19 protein-coding genes are annotated in these 23,841 nt (G+C 53.4%); 7 read left to right on the top strand and 12 right to left on the bottom strand.

The features are described from left to right. Positions 1-2: 2 nt before the first annotated feature. From L1D43_RS14665 to L1D43_RS14640, 6 genes are all read right to left on the bottom strand, one after another. Positions 3-1,328, bottom strand: coding sequence for an HlyD family type I secretion periplasmic adaptor subunit (locus L1D43_RS14665; protein ID WP_239852698.1), 1,326 nt, complete (start codon positions 1,326-1,328; stop codon positions 3-5). Next, on the bottom strand, positions 1,321-3,420 hold the full coding sequence (locus L1D43_RS14660) for an ATP-binding cassette domain-containing protein (RefSeq protein ID WP_239852696.1): 2,100 nt from the start codon (positions 3,418-3,420) through the stop codon (positions 1,321-1,323). Before L1D43_RS14660 ends, L1D43_RS14665 begins: the two co-directional genes overlap by 8 nt. Then, positions 3,420-5,069 carry an ABC transporter transmembrane domain-containing protein gene (locus tag L1D43_RS14655; RefSeq protein ID WP_239852694.1) on the bottom strand — a complete coding sequence of 550 codons (1,650 nt, stop codon included), beginning with the start codon at positions 5,067-5,069 and terminating at the stop codon, positions 3,420-3,422. Before L1D43_RS14655 ends, L1D43_RS14660 begins: the two co-directional genes overlap by 1 nt. Before the next feature lie 386 nt (positions 5,070-5,455). Continuing rightward, positions 5,456-6,862, bottom strand: coding sequence for a tetrathionate reductase family octaheme c-type cytochrome (locus tag L1D43_RS14650; protein WP_239852686.1), 1,407 nt, complete (start codon positions 6,860-6,862; stop codon positions 5,456-5,458). A 44-nt stretch (positions 6,863-6,906) separates the two neighbouring features. Further along, positions 6,907-8,619 carry a DUF3373 domain-containing protein gene (locus L1D43_RS14645; protein ID WP_041508323.1) on the bottom strand — a complete coding sequence of 571 codons (1,713 nt, stop codon included), beginning with the start codon at positions 8,617-8,619 and terminating at the stop codon, positions 6,907-6,909. A 62-nt stretch (positions 8,620-8,681) separates the two neighbouring features. After that, the gene (locus L1D43_RS14640) at positions 8,682-9,011 is read right to left on the bottom strand and encodes a cytochrome c (RefSeq protein WP_239852685.1); all 330 of its coding nucleotides are present in this window, start codon (positions 9,009-9,011) and stop codon (positions 8,682-8,684) included. A gap of 509 nt (positions 9,012-9,520) precedes the next feature. Here L1D43_RS14640 and L1D43_RS14635 point away from each other — a divergent pair. Continuing rightward, positions 9,521-10,717 (top strand): conjugal transfer protein TraF, encoded by a 1,197-nt coding sequence (locus L1D43_RS14635; protein WP_239852684.1) that lies wholly within the window; start codon positions 9,521-9,523, stop codon positions 10,715-10,717. Between the two features lie 67 nt (positions 10,718-10,784). Here the strand turns inward: L1D43_RS14635 and L1D43_RS14630 are convergent, their stop codons facing one another. After that, on the bottom strand, positions 10,785-11,525 hold the full coding sequence (locus tag L1D43_RS14630; RefSeq protein ID WP_239852683.1) for a sulfite exporter TauE/SafE family protein: 741 nt from the start codon (positions 11,523-11,525) through the stop codon (positions 10,785-10,787). A 77-nt stretch (positions 11,526-11,602) separates the two neighbouring features. Beyond that, the gene (gene metJ, locus L1D43_RS14625) at positions 11,603-11,917 is read right to left on the bottom strand and encodes a met regulon transcriptional regulator MetJ (protein WP_011864325.1); all 315 of its coding nucleotides are present in this window, start codon (positions 11,915-11,917) and stop codon (positions 11,603-11,605) included. Positions 11,918-12,141: 224 nt separating this feature from the next. Between metJ and metB the strand changes: the two genes are divergently transcribed. The 5 genes from metB (at position 12,142) to L1D43_RS14600 (ending at position 17,846) form a co-directional block, all read left to right on the top strand. Then, entirely contained in the window at positions 12,142-13,308 is a 1,167-nt protein-coding gene (metB, locus tag L1D43_RS14620; protein ID WP_239852682.1) for a cystathionine gamma-synthase, read from the top strand. A gap of 19 nt (positions 13,309-13,327) precedes the next feature. Continuing rightward, positions 13,328-15,721 carry a bifunctional aspartate kinase/homoserine dehydrogenase II gene (locus tag L1D43_RS14615; protein ID WP_239852681.1) on the top strand — a complete coding sequence of 798 codons (2,394 nt, stop codon included), beginning with the start codon at positions 13,328-13,330 and terminating at the stop codon, positions 15,719-15,721. A gap of 272 nt (positions 15,722-15,993) precedes the next feature. Further along, positions 15,994-16,884, top strand: a complete 891-nt coding sequence (gene metF / locus L1D43_RS14610; RefSeq protein ID WP_041508328.1) for a methylenetetrahydrofolate reductase — start codon at positions 15,994-15,996, stop codon at positions 16,882-16,884. Between the two features lie 318 nt (positions 16,885-17,202). Then, the gene (locus L1D43_RS14605; protein WP_345773709.1) at positions 17,203-17,442 is read left to right on the top strand and encodes a cysteine-rich CWC family protein; all 240 of its coding nucleotides are present in this window, start codon (positions 17,203-17,205) and stop codon (positions 17,440-17,442) included. Between the two features lie 89 nt (positions 17,443-17,531). Beyond that, positions 17,532-17,846, top strand: coding sequence for a hypothetical protein (locus L1D43_RS14600; RefSeq protein ID WP_239852678.1), 315 nt, complete (start codon positions 17,532-17,534; stop codon positions 17,844-17,846). Positions 17,847-17,923: 77 nt separating this feature from the next. Here L1D43_RS14600 and L1D43_RS14595 read toward each other — a convergent pair whose 3' ends face one another. From L1D43_RS14595 to L1D43_RS14585, 3 genes are all read right to left on the bottom strand, one after another. Next, positions 17,924-18,751 (bottom strand): tetratricopeptide repeat protein, encoded by an 828-nt coding sequence (locus L1D43_RS14595; RefSeq protein WP_239852677.1) that lies wholly within the window; start codon positions 18,749-18,751, stop codon positions 17,924-17,926. Positions 18,752-18,835: 84 nt separating this feature from the next. Then, positions 18,836-19,657: a tetratricopeptide repeat protein gene (locus L1D43_RS14590; protein WP_239852676.1), complete on the bottom strand. Its 822-nt coding sequence runs from the start codon at positions 19,655-19,657 to the stop codon at positions 18,836-18,838. Positions 19,658-19,737: 80 nt separating this feature from the next. Beyond that, positions 19,738-20,490, bottom strand: coding sequence for a tetratricopeptide repeat protein (locus L1D43_RS14585; RefSeq protein WP_239852675.1), 753 nt, complete (start codon positions 20,488-20,490; stop codon positions 19,738-19,740). Between the two features lie 300 nt (positions 20,491-20,790). Here L1D43_RS14585 and L1D43_RS14580 point away from each other — a divergent pair, with 300 nt between their 5' ends. Next, entirely contained in the window at positions 20,791-21,918 is a 1,128-nt protein-coding gene (locus tag L1D43_RS14580; RefSeq protein WP_239852674.1) for an NAD(P)/FAD-dependent oxidoreductase, read from the top strand. Between the two features lie 51 nt (positions 21,919-21,969). On the opposite strand, the gene L1D43_RS14575 is transcribed toward L1D43_RS14580, so the two are convergent. Continuing rightward, positions 21,970-23,760 (bottom strand): DEAD/DEAH box helicase, encoded by a 1,791-nt coding sequence (locus tag L1D43_RS14575; RefSeq protein ID WP_239852673.1) that lies wholly within the window; start codon positions 23,758-23,760, stop codon positions 21,970-21,972. Between the last annotated feature and the right edge of the window lie 81 nt (positions 23,761-23,841).

Below are 23,841 nucleotides of genomic sequence, written 5' to 3'. Positions count from 1 at the left end.
TCCTAACGTTCACCAAAGGCTTCGGTCACATTGGTAAATACGGGTTTCCACAGGTATTGGAAGACAGTTTTGTCGCCTGTCACTATGTCGGCTTCCCCAGTCATGCCGGGAATCAACGCCAGCTTATCGGGTTGGTCGCCGAAGTAAGGTTTGTCGATGGCGATCTGTACCTTGTAGAAGACGCCGCCCTTCTCGTCTGCGTCTGTGCTGGGGGAGATCTTCTTCACCAGCCCATCAATGGCGCCATAGCGGCTGTAATCGAAGGCATCTATCTTGATGCGAGCTTTCTGTCCGACGGTGACGAAGCCTATGTCTCTAGGGGACAGCTTGGCCTCCAGTAGCGCTGTTGGAGTGGTGGGGACGATTACTGCGACTGTACCGCCCGGTTGGATCACGCTACCCGCCGAGTTGTTGGGGATAGATTGAATGATGCCATCCACCGGCGAGGTAACCCGGTTCTGTTGCACCTGGGAGTCAGAGGATTTGAGTCTCGCTATGATGCCCAGCAGCTCTGCCTGGGCGTCGGTGCGTTTCTCGCCTACCTCGTTGAAGAGGCTTGCCTGCTTCTGGGCCAGCTGTTTCTCTTGATTGTCGATATTGCGTTTCAGTACGCTACTACGTCCCTCCAAGACTTTGAGTTCTCGGATATAGGAATCAAGTTTTTGTTGTGATTCCATCATCCTGAGCTTAGAGACTGCCTGTTGCTCCTTGACCGAGTTCATCATCTTGAGGGTTTGTTCCACCGAGCGGATCTGATCTTTGAGCGGGGTGATCTCCTGCTCGACACTGGCCAACTCTGCCTCAGACTTAGCCACGTCAGATTCGGACAGGGCGATAATTGCCTGTTTCTCCTGATTCATACGTGCCAGGGCATTGATGTGCTGGGCCACTAGGGCGGGAAAGGCAAGCTGATAGGCTTCGAAGTCTGCTTCTCGCTCTTCGAGGAAGGCATTGTATCTCTCTATCTTCAGCTCCAGGTTGGCCTGCTTGCTTTGAAGCTCCTCTTTGAGAGCCTGGCTGTCGGTGGCGACAAAGTTGGCGATCAGGTCACCCTTCTTGACTAGGTCTCCCTCGGCGACGGCGATCGATGCCAGGGTACCGCCGGTCTGGCTCTGGATCACCTGCCTGTGTCCCAGTGGCACCACCTGGCCTTTGGCCTTGGCTATCTCTTCTATGTTGGTGAAGATAGACCAAATCAGCAGAATGAAGACGGCCGTGGCGATAAAGAAGGTGATGCGACGAATGGCGCGTTTCTCGGCGGGCGCCTCGACGGCCTCGGTAAATTCGTGTTCAGGCCAGGATTGCTGAGTGAGTTTGTTATCATTCATTTTGTGAGGCCTCCATGCTGGGGGTTGGGTCCTGATTGGTTGCACTTTGTGTCGTCACACCGTCTTGGTTAGGCAGCGGACCTGCGTAGACTACTGTGCCCTTGTCGAGGATCACCACCTTGTCCGCCTGCTGAATGAGCGAATGGTCATGTGTGGTGAATAGGATTGTGGTTTTGCCCTTGAGGTTTCTCAGGGTCTTGATAAAGGCCTGTCTGGCAAAAGGGTTTCGATTGGCTATCGGTTCATCCATCACCAGCAGGGGGGAGCCTTTCAACAGGGCTCTTGCCAGGCTGATATAGCTGCTCTCTACCGCAGAGAACATGCTGGTGCCGCGGGAGAAGAGGTTGGCATCTATGTTCTGTTTCAGCGCCTGCAGCAGCGAGGCGCCGCCGGCATAGGTAATAGCCTGCTTAAGCTCTTCGTCGCTGGCCTCTGGCTTGGCCAGGCGCAGGTTGTCCGCCAGGGTGCCGGGTAAGAGCTCGCTGTTGGTGGGGCTGTAGGCGGCCCACTGACGGAAGATCTCAGGGTCGAACTGCTTCAGGTTCTTGCCATTGACGGTGACGAAACCGGCCTGGGGCTCGATAACCCCTATGGTGGCGAGTAGCAGCGAGGTCTTGCCGCTACCGTTAGGGCCTATGATGGCCACCGTTTCGCCTGCTTCTATATCGAGTGTGACGCCTGAAAGTGCTGGCTCACTGTCGCCGCTGTATCTAAGGGTGACGTGTTTGAAGGAGAGCGTTGGTGCTTTGTTAAGGTCCGGTGAGTCGAGTCTGAGTTCATTGAACTCTGTTGTGACCGCCATGAAACGATCGAATTGGTCGATCGCTCCCTTGAGTAGTGTAAATTTTTGTCGCGAGGCGAAAGCCAGTTGCGCTGGCCCTGTGATCCGCCAGATTAGCATCACGCAGGCGATTAGTGCCCCTGGGGTGATGCTCTGGTTGAGCACCAGGAAGATGCCGGTAAATACTGTGGCGAGGGCGGTAAACAGCCCCATGGCATGAGCCACCGCTGCGTTGAGTCCCGCGCGCTTGCTGTAGAGAAAGTTCTGCCGGCAATTTTCCCGGGCGCGGCGCATAAATTGCTCGTACCAGGCGCCGCTCTCGCCTGCACTCTTTAGTGGTAGCAGATGAGTCGAGAGTTCGTTGAGGCTGTTCTGATACTCGCCGCTGATGGTGGGTGCGGCGGCCTGGGTAAACCTGTCCAGCGCCTTCATCACCAGGTAGAAGATCAGCAACATGGCCAGCGGCACCAACACCAGAAAACCACTCAATAGAGTGATGGCGACCAGAGCGATGAGGGTAAAGGGCAGATCGATGAGGCCAGCGCCGCCAGGGCCAGCCACTAGACTGCGCACCTTCTCGGCGTTGCGCATCCGAGCTAGATGACTGGAGAGTCCTACACGCGAGAGTAGGCCAAGGGGCATACTCAGCAGACGATTGAAGGTGATGCCAGAAAGATCCCTGGCGAAACGATTGCTGACATTGGCCAAAGCCTGTGCTCTAAGCAGCCTACTGGCGACAAATATCCCCAGGGCTAGTGCAGCCCCTAGGGCGATGCTTGGCAGGATCTGCGGCGCCTGACCACCGATGACTCTGTCGTACACCGCCATGGTAAAGAGGGGGATGGCCAATCCGCCGAGACTGGAGAGCAGGCTCAGCCAGAAGATGGGGTGATACCAAGGCCTGAGCTTAGCGAGATGGGAGGCAAAGACGCTGCTGTTTCGGCTCTGGGCCGGTAGACTCTCGACCAGAAACACATGGCCGACGCTCGGCAGTTTGTCGAGTGCGAGCCATTGATTATCTTGGCTTAAGTATTGAAAACTGTGATTACTGCGCCGCGCTACCATAGGCTCGCCATCCTGTGGCAGCAAGATGAAGGGGTAGACGCTGTGGACCAAGAGGTTAGTGTCTAGTGCCTGTACTTTTATTCCCACATGATGTTTCTTCAGCAAAACATAGGCTTCTAGGTGGGTTAGCCTGTCGTTGAGATCGCTCTTGTCGATGTTGCTGGCCTGCACGCTAAGGCCTAGCTGATGGAACAGGTCGATCAGCAGTGACTTAGGTAGATGTATCGGATCCAGGGGCTGCTTCATTAGTGCTCTCCTCCTTGAACTTGGCTGACTAGCTCGCCCTGCTCGCCGAGAGCGATCTGCATGTCACTCAGTGCTGCTACCTCGTCAAAATAGGAGGCGATGACAACCGTCATCTGCCCGCGCCGCTCGGCTAACACCTGCAGCAGACGGCTCTGAGAGTCGGCATCTAGTGAAACCATGGGCTCGTCCAGCAACAGGATAGATGGGGATTGTGCCAGGGCTCGCACCAAGGCGATCAGCTTGATAGCCCCCTTGTTGAGCACCTGGTTTTCATTGCTGCCAACCTGGGTCTGATAACCTGCCGGCAGCTGCGCTAGGGTGGCTGATAGGCCGAGTTGGTCGGCGATCACCATGGCACTCGCCTCACGCTCGCGACGAAACAGCGTCATATTCTCTAAGATGGTACCGCTGAAGAGGCTGGCCCAGGGAGGGACGTAGCAGATAGACTGACGGTACTCGAAGCCGTCGTGATCCTGCTGCGGCACACCCGCGATGGCTATCTGCCCGCTATCTAGCTGGTGAAAGGCGCCTATGGTGCTCAGTAGCAGGCTGGCATGTGTCATGGGGTTGGAGGTAACGGTAGCGATGCTGCCTGCGGGTATGGTGAGGCTGATGTTGTCGAGCTGGGCGCTGGTCTTTTCGGCGCAGATACTCTCCAAACGGATAGGGCCTAGGGGCAGCTTTTCTTGATAGCGGGTCTGGCCGTTAAAGGTTTCCTGAGGCGTTGCGATCAAAGCATTGACCTGATCCATCGCCTCCTTGGCACTGACATATTTGGCCCTCAGGCTGCCGATGGCGCTTAAGGGAGCGACGGCGCGACCAGCCAGGATGGAACAGGCCGCCAAGCCACCTGTGGTCAGGTTACCGTTAAGTACCTCAAAACAGCCAATCATTACCAGGCACAGGGTGGTGGCCTGGGCGGTGCCCTGGATCAGTTCCTGAAGTTTCGCCGACAACCAGTCGACCTCCTCTTGCTGAGCCAGACGTTGATGATTGATCTTCTTATAGGCGTAGGTCATGCGGGACTCAAGCGCCATTGCCTTGGTGGTGAGACCGGAGAGCACCAGCATCAACAGACGGGTACGTTCATCCTGACTCAGACTCAGTTCCTTGGTGGCGAGAGAGAGCTTCTGTCCGAGTTGCCATACTCTTATGCCAGCGATTAGCCAGACCAGTAGGGGGATAAATACCAGAGGTCCACCTATGTAGGCGACTAAAGCAAGGAAGATAACCACGAAAGGAAAATCCATCAGTGCGACGGCGGCTTGTCCAGAATAGATGTCGCGCATCGCCGCTATGCTGTGAATGCCGTGGGAGATCTTGCCTGTCCCTAAGTTTTCTATGTGATGATAATCGGCATTGAGCAGGCGTTTAACCACCCGGGTGATGGTGTGCAGTTCATAGTTGGCCGCCGAGGCGCCGAGTAGCCAGCTGCGGGCGTATCTGAGTATCAGCTCCAGCAGGATGGCGATGGCAACTCCAATTACAAGAACCGTTGCTGTACCATGCGCCTCGTTGGGCAGGATACGATCGTAGATCTGTAACATGGTGAAAGGCAGGGCGAGTGAAAGCAGATTGATAAACACAGAGGCCAGGAGCAGTTCGTTGAACGATTGATTCTGTGCGAGCAAACGAAAGGTTTTAACCATCTATGTTGTCCCTTGGAATAATTAGTGATTAAACAAGAGTGTAGTTCAAAGTTGCTATAACCAAAGCTAGCAGCTTGTTTTCATTTTAGATATAAGACAAATTTCTACTCTTGTTACTGTTTTTCTCTCAACTCAAGCCAACTTTTACCTTTGCTTAACAGGTGTACGTCGCGTTGATGCATTTAGGTTCACTTGGATGTAAATAAACTAACCCATCTAATACTTGGTTCCATTTTAGTTACCCGTGATTGAGTAAGGGTTCTACTTGCGTTGAAGTGGATTAGGAGATCTTATTCTCTATGGATAAGGTGAAATTAAGGTGAGGGCTAAAAAAAGAGGTCTGGCGAACCAGACCTCTTTGCTGCAGGGAGATGACGATGGGAAAACTATTTAGCGTGTTTAGGGCCTTTCTTGTTCTTCATTGGATCGCCGTCGTAGCCTAAGGCTTGCCAGTCTAAACGTGTGCCCTTGTTGTGGCAGTCGTTACATTTGAGCGCCTGATCTTTTGGTGAAACCATGTGGTTGATACGCCACCACATCTCGGTTTCGGCAAAACCATGCTCGCCACTGTACTTAATGCCTTGCTGGGCCAGTGCCTGGTTAGCCTCCATGCCGAGCTTGGCGGCCTTATCCCAGTCGAACTCTTTCCAGTAACCACCCTTGCCATAGACCTTGGCGGTCACGAAGATGTTCTGCTTCTTGTCGTAGATCTGCTTGCCGCGATGTACCTTGAATGGGTAGATCTTGGCAGTCTTGTCAGCGATATCACCTAGTGGCGTGGTGAGCTTCGTGACCTTAGTCGGATCCATCTTGTCGCCCACCATGTAGGCATCGGCCTTGCCGTTGTACCAGGCGTATTCCGGCTTAACCATCTTGCCCCAGACGAAGCTGCCTTTCTTCTTCATAAAGGTGTGCTTGCCATACTCGTCGACGGTCTCCTCCTGATCGCTCCCGGCGGTTGACCAATCCCAGCTCATCTTAGTGGGTTCGTTGCGGGCGAAGAAAGGAATATGACAGGTCTGACAGGCGACGCTGGCGGTGTGGGTATTGAGACGCTTGTTGGCGTGTGGTGCGCTATCGTGGCAGTTTTCACAGCCAATATCGTTGTCGCCGCCTGGCGATACGCCCATGGCATTCCCCGTGATCTGGTGCTGCTCTGTGGTGTGACAGGTCTGGCACTGGAAGTCATTGCCGTCGGTATCCATGTGTACGTCGGTCGCCTTGTCGGGGTAGGCCATAGAGGAGTCGAGATCCCCGTGCTTGACCGCGTCGCCGCCGCCACCATAGAAGTGGCAGGTACCGCAGTTGTCACGTACCGGCATACCAACATTTTGTGCCACGCGTTCCAGGTTGACCTTGGCCAGGGCCTCGCCGGCGCCGGCGGGATCCTTGATATAGGTACCTGTGGTGTCGTGACAAACCAGACAGTCGACCTTGGTCATGTCGCTAAAGTCGAAGCTGTTGTCTTTCCAGCCGTAGCCGGCGTGACAACTGGTACATCTGGGCTCGTTACCCGCGATTGAGGTACAGAAGTTGTTGATGGCGTTTTTCTTACCGCGTTTTACCGTGCGGCCGGGGAGCTTCTGCTCCAGTTCCCAGGTCCAGTGAGACGATTTCATGAAGTCTTTGGCGTGATCTTCATGGCATTCGATACACTGCTCGGTCACCTGAGAGCCTTGAGTGAAGGGGCCTTGAATGGCTTCCTTATGGGGGTTATCGGCGACGGCATTGAGGCTGGCCAGGCCGAGAACTCCGGCGGCAAACATCGCCGTGAGAGAAAGTGAGTATTTCATGGTGCATTCCCTACCCCCGGCCGCAGCCGGGGGAGATATTTTAATTAGAAGTTGACGACGAGTGAGGCGTTGAGGTCATAAGCGGTATCGACCACAGGCAACATGGAGAAAGCTGAACCATTGATCACGTCATCCACTTTTTGCGGTGCGCCCACTGGAGTGCCACTGCCGGTATATTCGTAGTCGTAATAGAGACCGGCGAGCTTGATAAACATCCTAGGGTTGATATCAAACATATAGTAGGCTTCGGCGACATGACCGCGTGTGGCCAGCTTGCTGCCGATAGGGTCGTCCTGGGCCTGAGTAAATGGGGTCCAGTACTTGGAACCATAGTTGTATTCCAGACCGAACTTGCCGTATGGCGCGGGAACCTGAATACCCACATAGATACCGTAACCATCTTTGGTGTCGGCTTCGTCGGCGGCGCTAGGCATCATGATGATCTCGCTGCCGTCGGCGTTGAGTTGTGCCTCGAAGACCGCATCACTGAGCATGCCACCAAACATACCGGCGTTACCGTTGCCTTCGGCGCGGGTCCAGCCGAATGAGGCGAAGGCCTTGAAGTCTTCATCGCTCTCGTAGGCGTAGCCTATGCCACCTAGGTACATGTCGCCGATCACGCCGCTAGGCTGTACTCGGGTCTGGAAGTTGAAGTTGCTGAACTTCTGCATGTCTTGGTACATGGTCGGTGCGAAGATGCCGGCCAGTTGTGTCGGGAAGGCCATGGTGCCCTTGAAGCCGTCGTTGATATCTTTGGCGCCAAACAGGGTGATTTGCAGGAAGTGGTTGCCGTCGTTGATGGCATCTATGTTAAAGCCGCCCAGGTGGGTGTCTTTGGTGACGATATCGCCAAACATCTCACCGTTGCCCCACTGTGACTCGAAGCCCTGGCCATAACAGAAACGCACCACTTGACCGTCGATACCAGTGATCTCGCCCAGTTTGTAGCCCAGTGTCAGACCATCGAAGTTGAAGTTAACCAGATGGCCCGATGGCGTGCCGCCACGCATCTCATTTTCACGGTATTGGGTTGGTGGGCCATAGGTTGAAGGACGGCGGCCGATAGATAGGTAGGTTTTTGAACCACCAATGTTTTTCCAGTCGAAGTAGGCGCGTTCTACGCGGAGCCAGTCACCGCTGGTGTTACCACTGTTGGTGCCATCCATGGTGAATGAACGCCAGGAATCGAACACCTGCACGCCGGTAGAGTCTCCCCAGTTTTTATACATACTGAGACGACCGGCGAAGTTGACGTTATCCCATACCTTGGCCTTGAGGTTTAGTCTCAGGCGAGTGGTGTAGAAGATGTCGTTGTTGATGTCCTGAGTGGTCTTGGGCGCCAAGACGTAGGGCATCACGCCTTGCAGCATACCACTCTGGAAGGCGGCGGCCAGATCCGGGTTGGCCTGCATCATCTGTCCCAAGGGGGAGTTGGGATCGTTGGGCATACCAAAGGCACCAGACATGGCTTTTGCACCAAAATCATTGAAGTCTACCTTGATTGCAGGGTTCCAGGTGACATTTTGATAGTGCAATGAATGGGCCTTGGTACGGAAATCGCCAGTGAGTTGAATTCTATCGAGCGCGCTATGACGTTCGTTTTTGTCAACACGACTGTTGATGTCTTCAATCTCTTCGGTGAGATCGGCAAGCTGTTGTTTAAGCTCGGCTAGTTTTTGTGCATCACTATCGGCGGCATAGGCTGAGCCAGAGATGGCGAGTGCATTTGCGATGAGTATGGATAGTAGAGTACGCATGTGAATCTCTCCTTATGCGCTCGTTGGGGTTGTTGACGAGCGCACCGATAACAAGTCCGTGGTTAACCGCATGTCTGTGGCTGATCTGAGTCGGCCGCATGGTCATAGAGGAACTGTTGGATGTCTAAACGATCCTTTTCAGAGAGCTTCTCGAAGACTTCCGGCTTTACTTTATGCATGTCACGTTTGAAGTAACGATCCCATTGGCTCATGGTCTTGCTCATAGGGGTCAGTTCACCGGCGGCATCGCCCTTGCTGTGGCAGGCTTTGCATTCTTTTTTATACAGGTGTTTCCCTTTCTTAGGGTTACCACCGTCGACGGCGTAGGCTTGTCCGCCAACTGTGAGGGCGAGGAGTAAGCATGTAGCTATTTTGGCAACGTTTTTCATCATCATTTTCCTTAATCGCTACTCTGAGCGATTTATTAACCTGAAACAAAATGCTTGTTTCTTGTTGGAAAATTTACCAAAAGGGAGTAGTTGTAAACTTGATGTTGATCACTTTCATGAAAAAAATCTAATTGATAAAAATATCATGGATATAAATCTAATGAATGTTTTGTAATATGTTGAAATTTAATAATTTCATGTTCTTGCGATTGGCGTGCGGTGTTCCTGTAATCGCTATAAAAGTACCTAGTTAGATCACACTTTATTACTTAAGTTATCTCTAAATGGGTATTCTTGGCTGTGTTTGTATTGCATAGGCGCCGAATTAGGGGGGAGGGGCGCCTACCGAATCGACAGGATTTATATGTGTGGGTAGGGGCGACTAAATAATTTGAAAAAAAGTGTTTAAACCTCGGGTTTGGAGAGCACTTTTTTGTCGTCTTAGTCTATCTTTAAAGACGACTCGGGTAGCTTCCTGAGCGAGAACAAAAATAATGAACAGGGTGAATAAGATGAAATACCTTAGCTTGGTCATCGCGGTGTTATTGTCTGGTAGTGCCTCTCTGGCGTCTGCCGCTTCTCTCTACAACGAGGCTCGCAGTGATGCCATGGGCGGAACCGGGGTGGCAGCCTCTAACCGTGAAGGTGCCGCCTTTATCAACCCCGCCTTATTAGCCATTCATGCGCCCAAGTATTCCGGCGGCGCGGTGATGTTGCCCGTGCTCGGTGCCGAGGTGGCAGATGTCGATAACCTGACCGACAAGTTCGATGCCCTGCAGGACTCCTATGACGGCCTAGAGGCGGCCATCAATGCCAGTGATGTGGCGGGCATTACCAATTATCGCGACATGCTGGTTGCCGATCTTAGATCCCTCGATGGTGAAAATGCCTATGCCAGCGTGGGCCTGGGGTTTTCTGTTGTCTTGCCAACCAAGCGTATGCCCATGTCTATTTTTTATAAGACCTATATCGATGCGGTGAGTGTGGCGGTGATCGAGGAGAGTGATATCGATACCCTGACCGATTTGGATCCCAACAACCCGCCCCAGGTGACGGATCTCGACTCTCAAGGAGCCGTGGTTGCCGGGGCTATTTCAGAGATCGGGGTCGCCTTGAGCTTCCCGCTGTCGATTGTGAACATGCCGGTGGCCGTCGGTATTTCCCCCAAGCTGCAGCGTATCGATACCTATAACTATGTGGTGAGTGCCAACAACTTCGATGCCGATGATTTTGATGACAGTAAGTATCGCAACGATGATACCGTGGCAAACTTGGATATTGGCGTTGCCATTCAGCCCATGGATGGTATGACTCTGGGCTTGTCTGGCCGCAATCTGGTGAGTCAGAAAGTTGATACCGTGGAGGCTTTGGGACGTCAGTTTACCTATCGGGTCGAGGCCTTATATACCTTAGGTGTTGCCTATGACTGGGACAATTTCAGCCTGACCACAGATGTGGATCTCAATAGTCATAAACGTTTCGATGAGATAGGTGAAACTCAATACTGGCGTCTGGGCGGCGAGATGCGGGCGACCGATTGGCTGGCATTGCGTGTCGGCTATCGCCACGATATGAAAGATACCAGCAGCAACCTCTATACCCTGGGCACAGGCTTTACCATAGGCCGCTCCTTTAATCTGGATCTCACCGGTCTGGTGGGCACAGATGACGCCGTGGGCGGGGTGATTCAGACCTCCTATCATTTCTAGGGATAGGTTTTTTAGCTGAAACAAGAAGGCCGGCTGTAATGTCGGCCTTCTCTTTATCCTAGAGGAGTTACAGCAGGGCGCTTGAGGACTTGGCGGCCAGCAGGATGGCGCTCAGACTACAGAGCACCAGGGTCATGAGGCGGGTCTTGTTCTTGTCTATGCGCCCCACCAGGCGATTGGCCACCAGGTAACCGAGCAGCACTGAGGGAAGCAGCAGCGCCGAGCAGTAGAAGTGATGCAGGGTCAGCAGACCTGTGAGTCCCAGAATCACTATAGCGATAGTAGAGCTGAAGATGAAGAAGGCCGATAGGGCCGCGCGAAACTGCTTAGCATCTTTGCCCGAGAGCAGTATGGCCAGCGGCGGTCCGCCGATGGCGGCGATGTTGCCGAAGATGCCGGAGATCACCCCGGCGATAAACAGGCTGCGACGGTTAACCACCAGGTTGAGCCGCAGCAGGCTGAGCAGTACGGCGATGGCCACGATGATGGCGATGGTCATTCCCAGCACGGCTTGAGGCGCGACCAATAGCAGGCCTGCACCGATGAAGCCGCCGGGGATGCGTCCCAGCAAGGCATACTGTAGGCCGTTGAATTCCAGGGCGCCACGCTCGCGCAGCAGGGTCAGCATAGCGATAGAGAAGCCCATCAGGATCACGGGGGCCGGCACCAGTGACGGCTCGATAAGATAGAGCAGGGGCGCGGCAACTACCGCCATACCAAAGCCGATTAGGCTCTGGGTGAGGGCGCCGACGAAGACTATCAGTGAGGCAAGCGCCAGAATATGGGGATCGAGTGGAAGTGCAGGCACTGGGGTGTTCCAGATAAAAGTTGAAAACTAAAGAGGGATCGCTAAGCGATCCCTCTGTCGATTCGTGTATGAGTGGACTATTCCATCTCTTCCCACTCTATGCCCATCTCTGTCATCAGGCGTTTGACTTCGGCTGGGATGCTATCGGGTTTGTCTTTAGACAGGTCATCGTCTTGGGGAAGTGGCTGGCCAGTGTAGGCGTGCAGGAAAGCCTCGCATAGCAGTTCGCTATTGGTGGCGTGACGCAAGTTGTTGACCTGGCGCCGAGTGCGCTCATCGGTTAACACCTTAAGCACCTTTAGAGGAATAGAGACAGTGATCTTCTTTACCTGCTCATTCTTCTTACCATGTTCAGCATAGGGGCTGATATAATCGCCATTCCACTCAGTCATTGACTCACCTGTAAATTCTAAAATTCGGTGCAGATTTTAAACCCTTACAAATTACAGTCAAATTATTGCCTCGAATTTTTGGTAAATGCAAATAGATTTCTAAATGTTTGGACGTCTAAACGTCTAAAAGTTGTTGACGCTCACTACCGGCTTAGGTACATTTAGACGTCCAGACATCTCTTTAGTCTAAGATGCCTGCCCAGATCCATATTGAGGAGTTGAAGATGACAGCGCGTAAACTAGCCACCGCCGCCGTACGACGAGGCATAGAGTCAGACACTCAGCACGGTGCCGTGGTGCCGCCTATCTATCTGTCGACAAACTACTCGTTTGAAGGGCATCAGCAGCCGCGGGATTTCGATTACAGCCGTTCCGGCAACCCGACCCGTTCTATTCTGGGGGAGGCGATTGCCGAACTGGAGCAGGGGGCGACTGGCGTGGTGACCTGCACCGGCATGGCGGCCATCACCCTAGTGACCAGCCTGCTAGGGCCGGAGGATCTACTGGTGGTGCCTCACGATTGCTATGGCGGCAGCTATCGACTCTTCACCAATTTGGCCAAGAAGGGTGCCTTTAGGCTCCTGGTGGTGGATCAAACCGACGAGCGTGCGCTTGAGCAGGCACTGACCCAGTCTCCTAAGATGGTGTGGCTGGAGACCCCCTCTAACCCGCTGCTGAGAGTGGTGGATATTCAGGCCATCGCCCAGGCGAGCCACAAGGTGGACGCTCAGGTGGTGGTGGACAACACCTTCCTCTCTCCCGTTTTACAACAGCCACTGCTGCTGGGGGCCGACATTGTGGTGCACTCGACCACTAAATATATCAATGGCCATAGCGATGTGGTGGGCGGCGCCGTGGTGGCGAAAGACCCTGAGGTGGGTGAGCTACTGCACTGGTGGTCGAACACCCTAGGTCTCACCGGGTCGGCCTTCGACAGTTACCTGACTCTGAGGGGGCTGAGAACCCTGGCGGTGCGCATTCGTGAACACCAAGCCAACGCTCAGAAGGTATTGGCACTGCTTTGTGACCACAAGGCGGTGGAAAAAGTGTATTATCCGGGGCTTGCCGAGCATCCTGGCCATGAAATTGCGGCCAGACAGCAGAAGGGCTTCGGCGCTATGCTGAGTTTTGAGCTAAAAGGTGGCGAATCGGCACTCGTTGCCTTTTTAGATGCGTTACAATACTTCTCGGTAGCCGAGAGTCTGGGAGGCGTAGAGAGTCTGGTGGCGGTGCCCGCGACCATGACCCATAGAGCCATGGACCCAGAGGCGCGCCGCGAGGCGGGCGTTAAAGATACCCTGATCCGTTTGTCAGTGGGCATTGAAGATGGCGAGGATCTGGTGGCAGATATTCTTGCGGGTTTAGAAGCGGCTATCGCGGTAAGTAGTTAAAGGGTTTGAGGAGCAGATAATGACACGATGTCATTTGCATAAGTTTGGTGGTTCTAGTTTAGCGGATGCAGATTGTTACCGCCGCGTCGCCCACATTTTACTGACCCATGGCCACAGCGATGATCTTATCGTGGTGTCGGCCGCGGGCAAGAGTACCAATTTCCTATATCGTTTGCTGGAGCTGTGCGACACAGATCAGCTGTGGCAGGAAGAGTTACAGGTGCTGGTGAGTTACCAGCAGAATCTGATCGAGCAACTGCTCTCCAACGAGCAGGCCCGTAGCCTGAGAGAGCGCCTGGCCACCGACAAGTCGCAGCTTAGCAGCCTGTTATCACTCGATGAACTTAACGATTATCAACGTAACCAGGTGGTGAGTTTCGGCGAGCGCTGGTCTTCACGTCTGCTGGCGGCGTTGCTGCGTGAGTCTGGCGTGGCGGCGCTTGATGTGGATGCCCGAACCCTGTTGGTGGCCGACGAAGGTGCCGTGCCGCAGATCCGAATCGGCGAGTCGCGCCAAAAGGTACAGGCCCTGCTTGAGGCCCACCCTCAAGAGCGTCTGGTGATCACCGGCTTTATCTGCGCCAATGAGCAGGGCGATACCTTGTTGCTCGGCCGTAACGGCTCAGACTTCAGCGCCACCTTGCTGGCGAGCCTTGCAGATATCGAACGTGTCACCATCTGGACAGATGTTGAGGGGGTGTTTAACGCCGACCCTAACCGGATTAACGATGCCAAGTTGCTCAAGAGCATGTCGCTCACCGAGGCGAACCGCCTAGCGCACCTTGGCTCTCCTGTGCTGCATAACCGCACTCTGCAGCCGCTATTCGATACCGAAGTCAGCCTGGCGGTGCGTTCAAGCTACGCCCCCCATACAGATTTTACCCTGATCGCCCCTAAGAGCTCTTCGGCCAGTGCCCCAGTGGTGACTAGCCTTTCCAGTGTCAGTCTGTTTAGCCTGACCATAGGGGTCGAGTTGCCGCAGCTGCTGGCCTGTTTTGCCCAGGCAGGTTTGACGCCGCTGGCCTACTGGTCGCTGGCTCATGGCCGCGCCGAGCTGGCCTTTACTCATGAAAATCAGAAGCAGGCTCAGGCCATCTTCGAGGCCAAGCGCAGCGAGCTGGGGATTGATGAGTTACAGCTGCGCGACGATCTCGGCCTGGTGGCCCTGGTGAGCGCCGATGCCAGCCTCTATCGTCGCGGCTTCTCGCGCCTGCTGAGCCGTGAGGCGCATCCTCTGTGCAACGATGGCCTGAGTCTGGTGACCTTGGTGCCAAAGGCGCAGGTAAACCTGTTGACCCAGAAGGTGCACAGACGCTGCGCCGGACCGCGCAAGCGTATCGGTGTCCTGTTGCTAGGCATAGGCAACATAGGCGAAGCCTGGATCGATCTCTTCAAGCGTGCCCGCCCCGTGCTCAATAAGGAGCTTGAGGTCAGCGTCGAGTTGGTGGGACTCTTGAGTTCGAAGAAGGCGCTGCTGAGCGAGACAGATATTGACTTAAGCAGCTGGCAACAGGCCTTCGACGAGCGGGGCACGGCTTGGCAGTACTCCCATCTGTTCGAGCAGTTGCAGGCACTAAATTGCGATGAGTTGATCGCCCTGGATATCAGCGCCAGCGCCGATCTCACCCTGCAGTACCCGGAATTCTTTGCCCGCGGCATCCATATCGTCAGCGCCAACAAGCTGGCGGGTTCTGGGCCGCTGGCCTTCTATCAAGAGCTGAAACAGCAACTAGGTAATCGTCGTCTGTTTTGGCGTTATAACGCCAGCTGTGGTGCGGGCTTGCCGGTGCAACATGCGCTGAACGATCTGCATAACAGCGGCGATAGCATTGAGGCGGTCGGCGGTATTTTTTCTGGCACCCTGTGCTGGCTGTTTGAGCACTATGATGCCAAGAAACCCTTCTCCGAGCTGGTGCTGGAAGCTAAGGGGCTGGGCATTACCGAGCCGGATCCCCGCGACGATCTCTCCGGTCGGGACATGCAGCGTAAGTTGCTGATTTTGGCCCGTGAGATAGGTTACGACATAGAGCTGGACGATATCGAGCTGGAGTCTCTGGTGCCGACTAAGCTGGCTGAGATCCCGCTGGATGATTTCATCAAACGCATGGCCGAACTCGACGGTGAGATGTTGCAGCAGTATCAGGCGGCGGCCGAGCAGAACAAGGTGCTCAGGTATGTGGCGTCATTGGATTCAGACCAGGGCCAGCTCAAGGCCAAGGTGGGGATCCAGTGGGTCGATAGGAGCCACCCTTATGCCAATCTGACGCCGGGCGATAATGTCTTCGTGATCCGCAGCGATTTCTATCAGGACAATCCGCTGATCATACGTGGTCCGGGCGCCGGGCGCGAGGTGACGGCTGCCGCGGTGCAGTCGGATCTGGCGCAGATCTGCCGGGATCTCCTGCAAGAGTAATCTAATGGGTCGATGTGCATGTCGCGCATCGACCCGCTATTCACGCCTTTCTCTCTTCTTTTTTTCTATTCTTATTAGTGGGTTTCGCCGGGTTAATTCTGTGAGACAGGCGTCTCTGTGCCTGCCGCCCTACTCAGTGTCTATCATATAAACAAATTGTTTCTTAACGAGGCAATTTTTAGGCTTGACATCACTCTGAGTTTCTCTAGTATATGGACATATAGACGTCCAAACGTCTAAATGTTTCTTGTTCTAGGTCTGAGGGAATTAAGATGGCTTTTCATCACGCACAACACGCCAATTCATTGAACCAAAGCTTGTCTGAGCTTAATGGTGATATCAATGTGTCATTCGAGTTTTTCCCACCGGCGACCCCCGAGATGGAAACCATCTTGTGGAACTCCATCAGACGCCTAGAGCCGCTGAATCCCAAGTTTGTCTCGGTAACCTATGGTGCCAACTCGGGGGTGCGCGATCGTACCCACGGGGTGATCGAGCGCATCCAGAAGGAGACAGATCTTGTGGCCGCGCCCCATCTGACCCTGGTCGATGCCAGCGATGAAGAGCTGGTTGAGCTGGCGAAGCACTACTGGAACTCGGGCATACGCGATATCGTTGCGCTGCGTGGCGATCTGCCTGCGGGCAGCCCTAAGCCGACCCGTTTCGCCAACGACCTGGTACGCCTGCTGAAATCAGTGGCCGATTTCGATATCTCGGTGGCGGCCTATCCCGAGGTACACCCTGACGCGCCTAATGCCCAGGCGGATCTGATCAACCTCAAGAAGAAGATAGACGCCGGAGCCAACCGCGCCATTACCCAGTTCTTCTTCGATGTGGAATCTTACCTGAGATTCAGAGACCGCTGCGTCGCCGCCGGTATCGATGTGGAGATAGTTCCGGGTATCCTGCCTGTGACTAACTTTACTCAGCTCAAACGTTTCGCCGGCATGACCAATGTGTCTATTCCCAGCTGGCTACACAGGCAGTTTGAGGGGTTAGATGACGACCCGTCGACTCGTCAGATGGTAGGGGCCAACGTGGCCATCGATATGGTTAAGGTGTTGTCTCGCGAAGGGGTGAAAGACTTCCACTTCTATACCCTGAACCGCGCCGAACTGACCTATGCCATCTGTCACACACTCGGGGTCAGACCCGGTAAATAGCGCATTTTACATGTCAGGATAGAGGGTTAGCCCCGCCCGATAGGTGGGGCTTTTTACTGCCACGGCTGATCCTTGTCGGTATTGGATTTTACACCCATTGGAGCTGGCTGAGCGGCAGTTGTTGCTTTTGTGTGTCGCGAAGCAAGCCATTGGCTCACTATTCAATTAAACCTCAATTCAATTGAACATTAATGCAATTGAACATCAACTCATTAGAGTATTAACGCTGGCTTTTAGCTCTGGCGACCAGTTGCAATGCTCCTCCTATTGTCCCGTTCGAGACAGAGTGTTAACGTTAATGGCTAACTCTCAGTTTCTATGGTTTTTATGCACGCGAATGCGAGTCACTGCCCTCTGTGTCATCAGCCTAATCATTGTGCCTTGGCGGCTCAGCGGGAGAGCGACACCTGTTGGTGTCATCATCAGGAGTTTCCGCCTAAAGCCCAATTATCTAAGGCCCAATTACCAAAGGCCATAGCCCCTGATGTTTGTATCTGCCAGGCCTGCGCCGAGGCGCTTAGGCTAGAGGTTAAGTTGGGGGTTAAGCGAGTCGATTAATGTTAATTATTTAAGGATGAATATTTATGAAAAATACCGCCACTATACTCATAGGCCTGCTTGTGCTCGGGGGATGTAGTAATTTAAATATGACGACAAATATTTCTCCGGCACCAGAGGAAGCACTTAAGACGTATAAGGTGGAAGAGTACAGTATGGCCGAAATTGGTCGTTATAAGGCGGAGTCTCTGGGAAAGGTCTCATCATCCTTTTGTGGTACTCGTAACAGTCAGCCGAAGCCGACCGAGTCATTGTTGATTGGTAATCTTAAGTATCAGGCACAGAAGCGGGGGGCTAACGGCATAGTGGTCATGGAGTGTGTCGATCATAAGCTCAATAATGATTGTGCCGAGTTTTTGCGTTGTGATGCGCTGGCCTATCGGGTCGATTTCGACACTCTATAAAGTAAAATCTGTCATGAAAAAAGAGGCGAAATCGCCTCTTTTCATTTTATGCTCTAACGACTTGGGAAGTAGTTGGGTCATTCGAGTCTAAAGGCAAGAGTTTCTCTTCCCCAATCTGACAACATCACATCTCTTATACGTTCGCTGTCTCCCTCACTACTGCATGCCCACATCTCGGCGCAGGTGCGTCCGGCAATGTTAGACCCTGTGCCCGACTCTGTATCTGGACGACTGTTGTTGAGACGGGCGATCTCGTCGTCGAAGTAGCTGTTATAGTCGGGAGCAGTTACGGTAATGGTTTCCATTTCGCCAACCGGTGCATCACTGCCTGGTTTGGCATTCATATCGGCGTCGATCATGGCATATAACTTAGGTAATGATAGAGTCTTAGCCAGTTCTGAATTTTTTAGTTTCTTGGCAAAGTCTTTAGCTGAGACGTTGTTTAGCTCGTATGCCTTAGACAACCATTTGTCTGCTTCAGTGAGATCCTGTTTTATTAGATTACCACTAAGGTAAACCTTACCCAGTATTAGGGCACTTGGTGAAAAGTCGACTCTTAGACTACGTTCCAATAGGGAGATAGCCTTATCGACATCTTGATAGTCGGTCTCTTGCAGATACATGACGGCAGCTTTGTACTGCGCCGTTGTGTTGCCAAACTTGGCCGCGCGTCTAAACCACTTTAGCGCCTTCTTGTTGTTCTTCTTGGTGCCGTAACCTGCGTAGTAGAGCTCTCCAAGCGTCGCCATGGCGTCAGAGTGACCCCGTTTGGTCAAAATGGTATACGCCTTGAAATACTCCTTACATTCGGCCGAGTCACACTCGGGTAACCCTGAGGCATAACTGCTTGATGTGATAGCCCAAAAGCTTAAGCCAATTGAGAGTGCTTTGATCATCCTTTTCATTATATTTCCTATTTATGATGGTTTATGTGCATCAACCCTACTTTAAGCGTCAATCGGCTTAAAGTAGGGGTGTTGAGGCTTATGTTATCGAAAACTGAGTGCCACTTTCCCCCAGTCGGATAGCAGGAAGTCGCGAACACGCTCACCGTCTCCCTCTGAGCTACATGCCCACATTTCGGCACAGGTTCTACCGGCAATGTTGGAGCCTGTGCCTTTTTCTGTATCTGGACGAGTGTTGTTGAGACGGGCTATCTCATCGTTGAAGAACTGGGTAAAATCAGGCGCCGTCACCGTGATGGTTTCCATCTCACCGACAGGTGCGGTGCTGCCTGGTTTATTGCTGGCTTGCCGATCAATTAGGGCGTAGAGTGTCGGCATGTCGATTGCCTGGCCCTTTGTCGATGCCTTGAGCTGTCTGGCAAATTTCTGCGCCTCTTGGTTGTTGAGCTCATAGGCCTTGGCGAGCCAGTGATCGGCTTCGGCAAGGTCTTGTTTAACCAGCTCGTTACCGAGATAGATCTTGCCTAGCACGAAGGCGCTAGGAGAGAAGCCTATTTTGCTACTGCGTTTTAGCAGTGTGATGCCTTTGTCTATATCTTGATCTTCTGTATCTTGAAGATACATGATCCCCGCCTTATACTGGGCTGTGGTATTGCCAAACTTAGCTGCGCGCCTAAACCATTTGAAGGCCTGTTCTAAATCTTTTTCTGTGCCATAACCTGCATAGTAGAGTTCACCAAGCGTTGCCATGGCGTCCGAATGGCCTCGTTTGGTTAAAATGGTATAGGCCTTGAAATACTCCTGGCATTCTGCGGTGTCGCACTCTGGGAGCCCAGCGGCATAACCTTGAGCGCTAACAGCTAATAGGCCCAGTCCAACCGTGAGTGATTTGAGTGTCTTTTTCATCATCTCTTTCCTTGATTGTGTTGACAAAATTCAACCCTTCTCGCCAGAGGAGGCTAGAAGTACCACTCGTTGAAATGAAATTACCTAAAATTTAAGGCTAATGCGATGTTACCCCAGTCCGATAACTGAAGGTCACGAATGCGCTCACTGTCCCCCTCGCTGCTACAGGCCCAGATATCTAAGCAGGTTCGTCCGGCAATGCTTGAACCTGTCCCTTTTGCCGTGTCGGGACGACTCTGATTAAGTAGTGCGATCTCTTCGTCGAAGTAGGCGGCATAGTCAGGAGCCTCAACCAGTATCACCTCCATCTCTTCCATCGTAGATTTACTGTCTTTTGCGACGGGTTTTTCGGCATCGACGAGTGCAAACAGCTTAGTTAGGGGGAGTGTGGTGGTGTCAGGCGACTCTCGAAGGGTCTTGGCAAATTTCATTGCCTCTAAGTTGTTAAGCTTATAAGCGAGAGTGAGCCATCTGTCTGTTTCGGCGAGATCGGTTGGGATCAATTTGTTTTGTAGGTAGATCTTGCCTAATGCCAGCGCGCTGGGGGAGAAAGTTGCCTTGGCGCTGCGTTTTAACAAAGCGATCCCTTTATCGATATCTTGGTGTGCAGTCGTTTGCAAGTACATGATCCCAGCTTTATATTGTGCCGTGGTATGGCCAAATTTGGCGGCGCGTCTAAACCATTTAAAGGCCTTATCTAGGTCTTTTTCCGTGCCATAACCTGAGTAGTAGAGTTCACCGAGTGTTGCCATGGCACTGGAATGACCGCGCTTAGTCAAGATGGTGTAAGCATCAAAATAGGCCTCACATTCTGCCGATTTACAAGGGGTCAACTGAGTTGCATTGCAAAGAGGGGCTATCGCGAGCAAAGCTGCTACTAACAAAAGCTTATTCACGATTCGCTGCATGCCAATATCCTTTAGTAAAATGTTAATAACTATTACTATCAGTAACTAATAATGAGTGCCATAGTACTAAAGTGCTAATGTTTACGGTGGTCTAAGACGACTTCTTGCTTGATTCTGCCGCAGATAGTTTTAGGCCATATTGAGACATGTTTTACTCATGCTGGTCATTCGGCCTGTTTAGACGCATTGATCAGATTGGTGTGAAGAAGGCTAAGGAAGTGAGTGATGGATAAGTTCGATGCCGTGGTTATCGGCGCAGGAGTCATAGGGCTGGCGGTAGCTGCCAGCTTGAGTCGGCGTTTTGCAAGCGTGCTGCTCATCGATCGCGCCGAGGCCATAGGTACAGGTATCAGTAGCCGAAATAGCGAGGTGATCCACGCGGGGATCTACTATCCGACCGGCAGTCTCAAGGCGAGGCTGTGTGTGGAGGGAAGGCAGAGGTTATATGCCTATTGTGATCGCCGAGGTATCGCAGTGAATCCCCTGGGCAAGGTAATAGTGGCGACTCAGACGGAGCAGCAGGCGCAGCTCGATGCCTTGCTTGCTCAAGGCTGGGCCAATGGTGTGACAGATCTCTACCCCCTCAGCCGGCGTCAACTGGCCGAGTTTGAGCCTGCACTGGCGGCGACGGGTGGCTTATTCTCACCCTCTACCGGCATAGTCGACAGCCATAGTTTGATGCTGAGCCTGCTGGCGGAGGCGGAAGAACAAGGCGCGATATTTTGTCCCCATAGCGAATTTATCGCCGCCCAAGCCGGTGGCAGTGGCTTTAGGGTCGAGCTGAAGCAGCTGGGGGAGCGGATGAGCATCGACACAAGTTACTTAATCAACTGCGCCGGTTTATATGCCACTCAAACAGCGGCTCGCATCGAGGGGCTGGCGAAATCCTTTATTCCACCTCTGCATTGGTGCAAGGGGCATTACTTTGCCTATCAGGGCAAGAGTCCGTTTTCCCATCTCATCTATCCCGTGCCCGAACCCGGGCTGAAAGGCTTAGGCGTACACGCCACCTTAGATCTCGGTGGCCTGCTTAAGTTTGGCCCGGATACCCAATTTTTGACGCCCGGCAGTCAGGAGAGTTACCAGGTACCCGATGCGCTGCGCCAGAGTTTCTTGGAGGCGATATTCCGTTATTATCCCGGCATAGATATCGACCGTTTGGTGCCGGCCTACGCCGGTATCCGTCCTAAATTGCAGGGACCGGACGATAGTGAGGTGGCTGACTTCTTGATTCAGGGGGAGGCAGAGCATGGGGTTGCAGGCTTGGTTAACCTTATTGGCATCGAATCGCCGGGCCTCACCGCCAGTTTAGCCATTGCCGAACTAGTCTGTCGGCGTCTGCCTGCTATTTAGGCAACAAAAAAGGAGCCGATAGGCTCCTTTTTTAGTGGCTAACGCCTGACGCTAGCCGTTGTCTCTGTTGCCCTTGCGGTGAGACTTGCGTTCACCCGCTGGCTTGCGACGGCGTGGCGCACGATTGTCATCGCTAGCGTTTGCCATCTCGGTACCCGCTTCACGAATGTTTAGCGGTTTGCCACAAACGCGCACCTTCTTCAGGTGTTGCAGCACATCTTTTGGCATGCCATCGGGCAGGTCGATCGAGGTGATCTGATCGAACAGTTGGATCTGGCCAATGTAACGGCTGTCGATGTTGGCTTCGTTGGCTACTGCACCCACGATGTTACCTACACCCACACCATGGTCACGTCCCACGTCGAGTACGTAACGGCACATCTTAACGTCTGGATGATCCTTCAGTGTATCTGCCTTGCCCAGATTTGTCGGGGTCGGACGCGATTCGCGACGACCACGAGGGTTACGCTCGCCACGATCGCGTGAGTTACGCTCATCACGGTTATCGCGTTGACGCTCCTGGATTGGAGGTAGCTGCAGAGGACGCTCCTGTTGCACCATGTTTAGCAGGGCGGCGGCTAGCACTTCTGTGTCGACTTCCAGTTGCTGACATAGCTGGGCAACGGCGCCATGCATGAAGTCCAGCGACTCGTTGTTGATGGTGTTCGATACCTGCTCACCCAGACGAGACAGACGACGCTCGGCTACCGTCTCAGGGCTTGGTACGTTCATCGGTGAGATGCGACTCTTGGTTGCACGCTCGATGGTGCGCAGCATGCGCATCTCTCTGTGGGTAACGAACAGAATCGCCATACCGGTACGACCGGCGCGACCAGTACGACCGATACGGTGTACGTAGGCTTCGGTGTCGTATGGAATGTCGAAGTTAATCACGTGACCGATACGCTCAACGTCCAAACCACGGGCGGCAACGTCGGTAGCGATAAGGATATCCAGCTTGCCACGCTTGAGCTGGTCAACGGCGCGCTCACGGGCCTGCTGGTTCATGTCGCCATGCAGTGGCGATGAGGCATAACCGCGGGCTTCCAGCTTCTCGGCCAGCTCGACACAGGAGTTACGGGTACGAACGAAGATGATGATACCTTCGGTGTTTTCCACTTCCAGTACGCGTACCAGGGCCTCGAGTTTGTTGTGCTGAGAAACCTGCACGAAACGCTGTTCGATAGACTCAACTGTGGTGTGGCTGGCGGCGATGCTAATGTGTACCGGTGTCTGCAGGTACTTGTTGGCAACGCGTTTGATCTGCTCAGGCATGGTGGCAGAGAACAGTGCCAGTTGACGTTCCTGTGGTGTGTGTTCCAGGATCCACTCGATATCGTCGATAAAGCCCATCTTGAGCATTTCATCTGCTTCATCGAGCACCAGGGCATTGAGTGTTTCTAGCTTAAGGGTGCCACGACGCATGTGGTCCATGACGCGCCCTGGGGTTCCCACAACAATCTGCGGACCACGGCGTAGGGCGTTAAGCTGCTGATGCATGCTCTGACCGCCATAGATAGGCAGTACATGCAGGCCTTTCATAAACTTGGAGTAACTACCGAAGGCTTCGGCAACCTGTACCGCCAGTTCGCGAGTCGGTGCGAGCACCAGGATCTGTGGCACGTTGCGGCTAGGATCGATAGCGTTGAGCAGGGGCAGGGCGAAGGCGCCGGTTTTACCCGTACCGGTTTGTGCCTGGCCAAGAATATCTTTACCCTCCATCAGGGGGTCGATACTGGCGGCCTGGATCGGCGTAGGATTTTCATAACCTAGCTCGTCGAGAGCACGCAACAAAGGCTCGGACAGGCCGAGTTCGCGGAAAGTTTTTTCACTGGATGACATGGGTTGTAGCCTTGTGGTGTAACTAAAGTGCAGAGACTGCACCAAAAGATGTAAAAGACAGAAAATCAACCCCGTGTCGAC

The organism is Shewanella sp. Isolate8 (assembly GCF_022398495.1).
In the GTDB taxonomy this organism is placed as follows: domain Bacteria; phylum Pseudomonadota; class Gammaproteobacteria; order Enterobacterales; family Shewanellaceae; genus Shewanella; species Shewanella aquimarina.
Note: the sequence above shows the minus strand (reverse complement) of the source record. Positions and strands in the feature narration are given on the sequence as shown.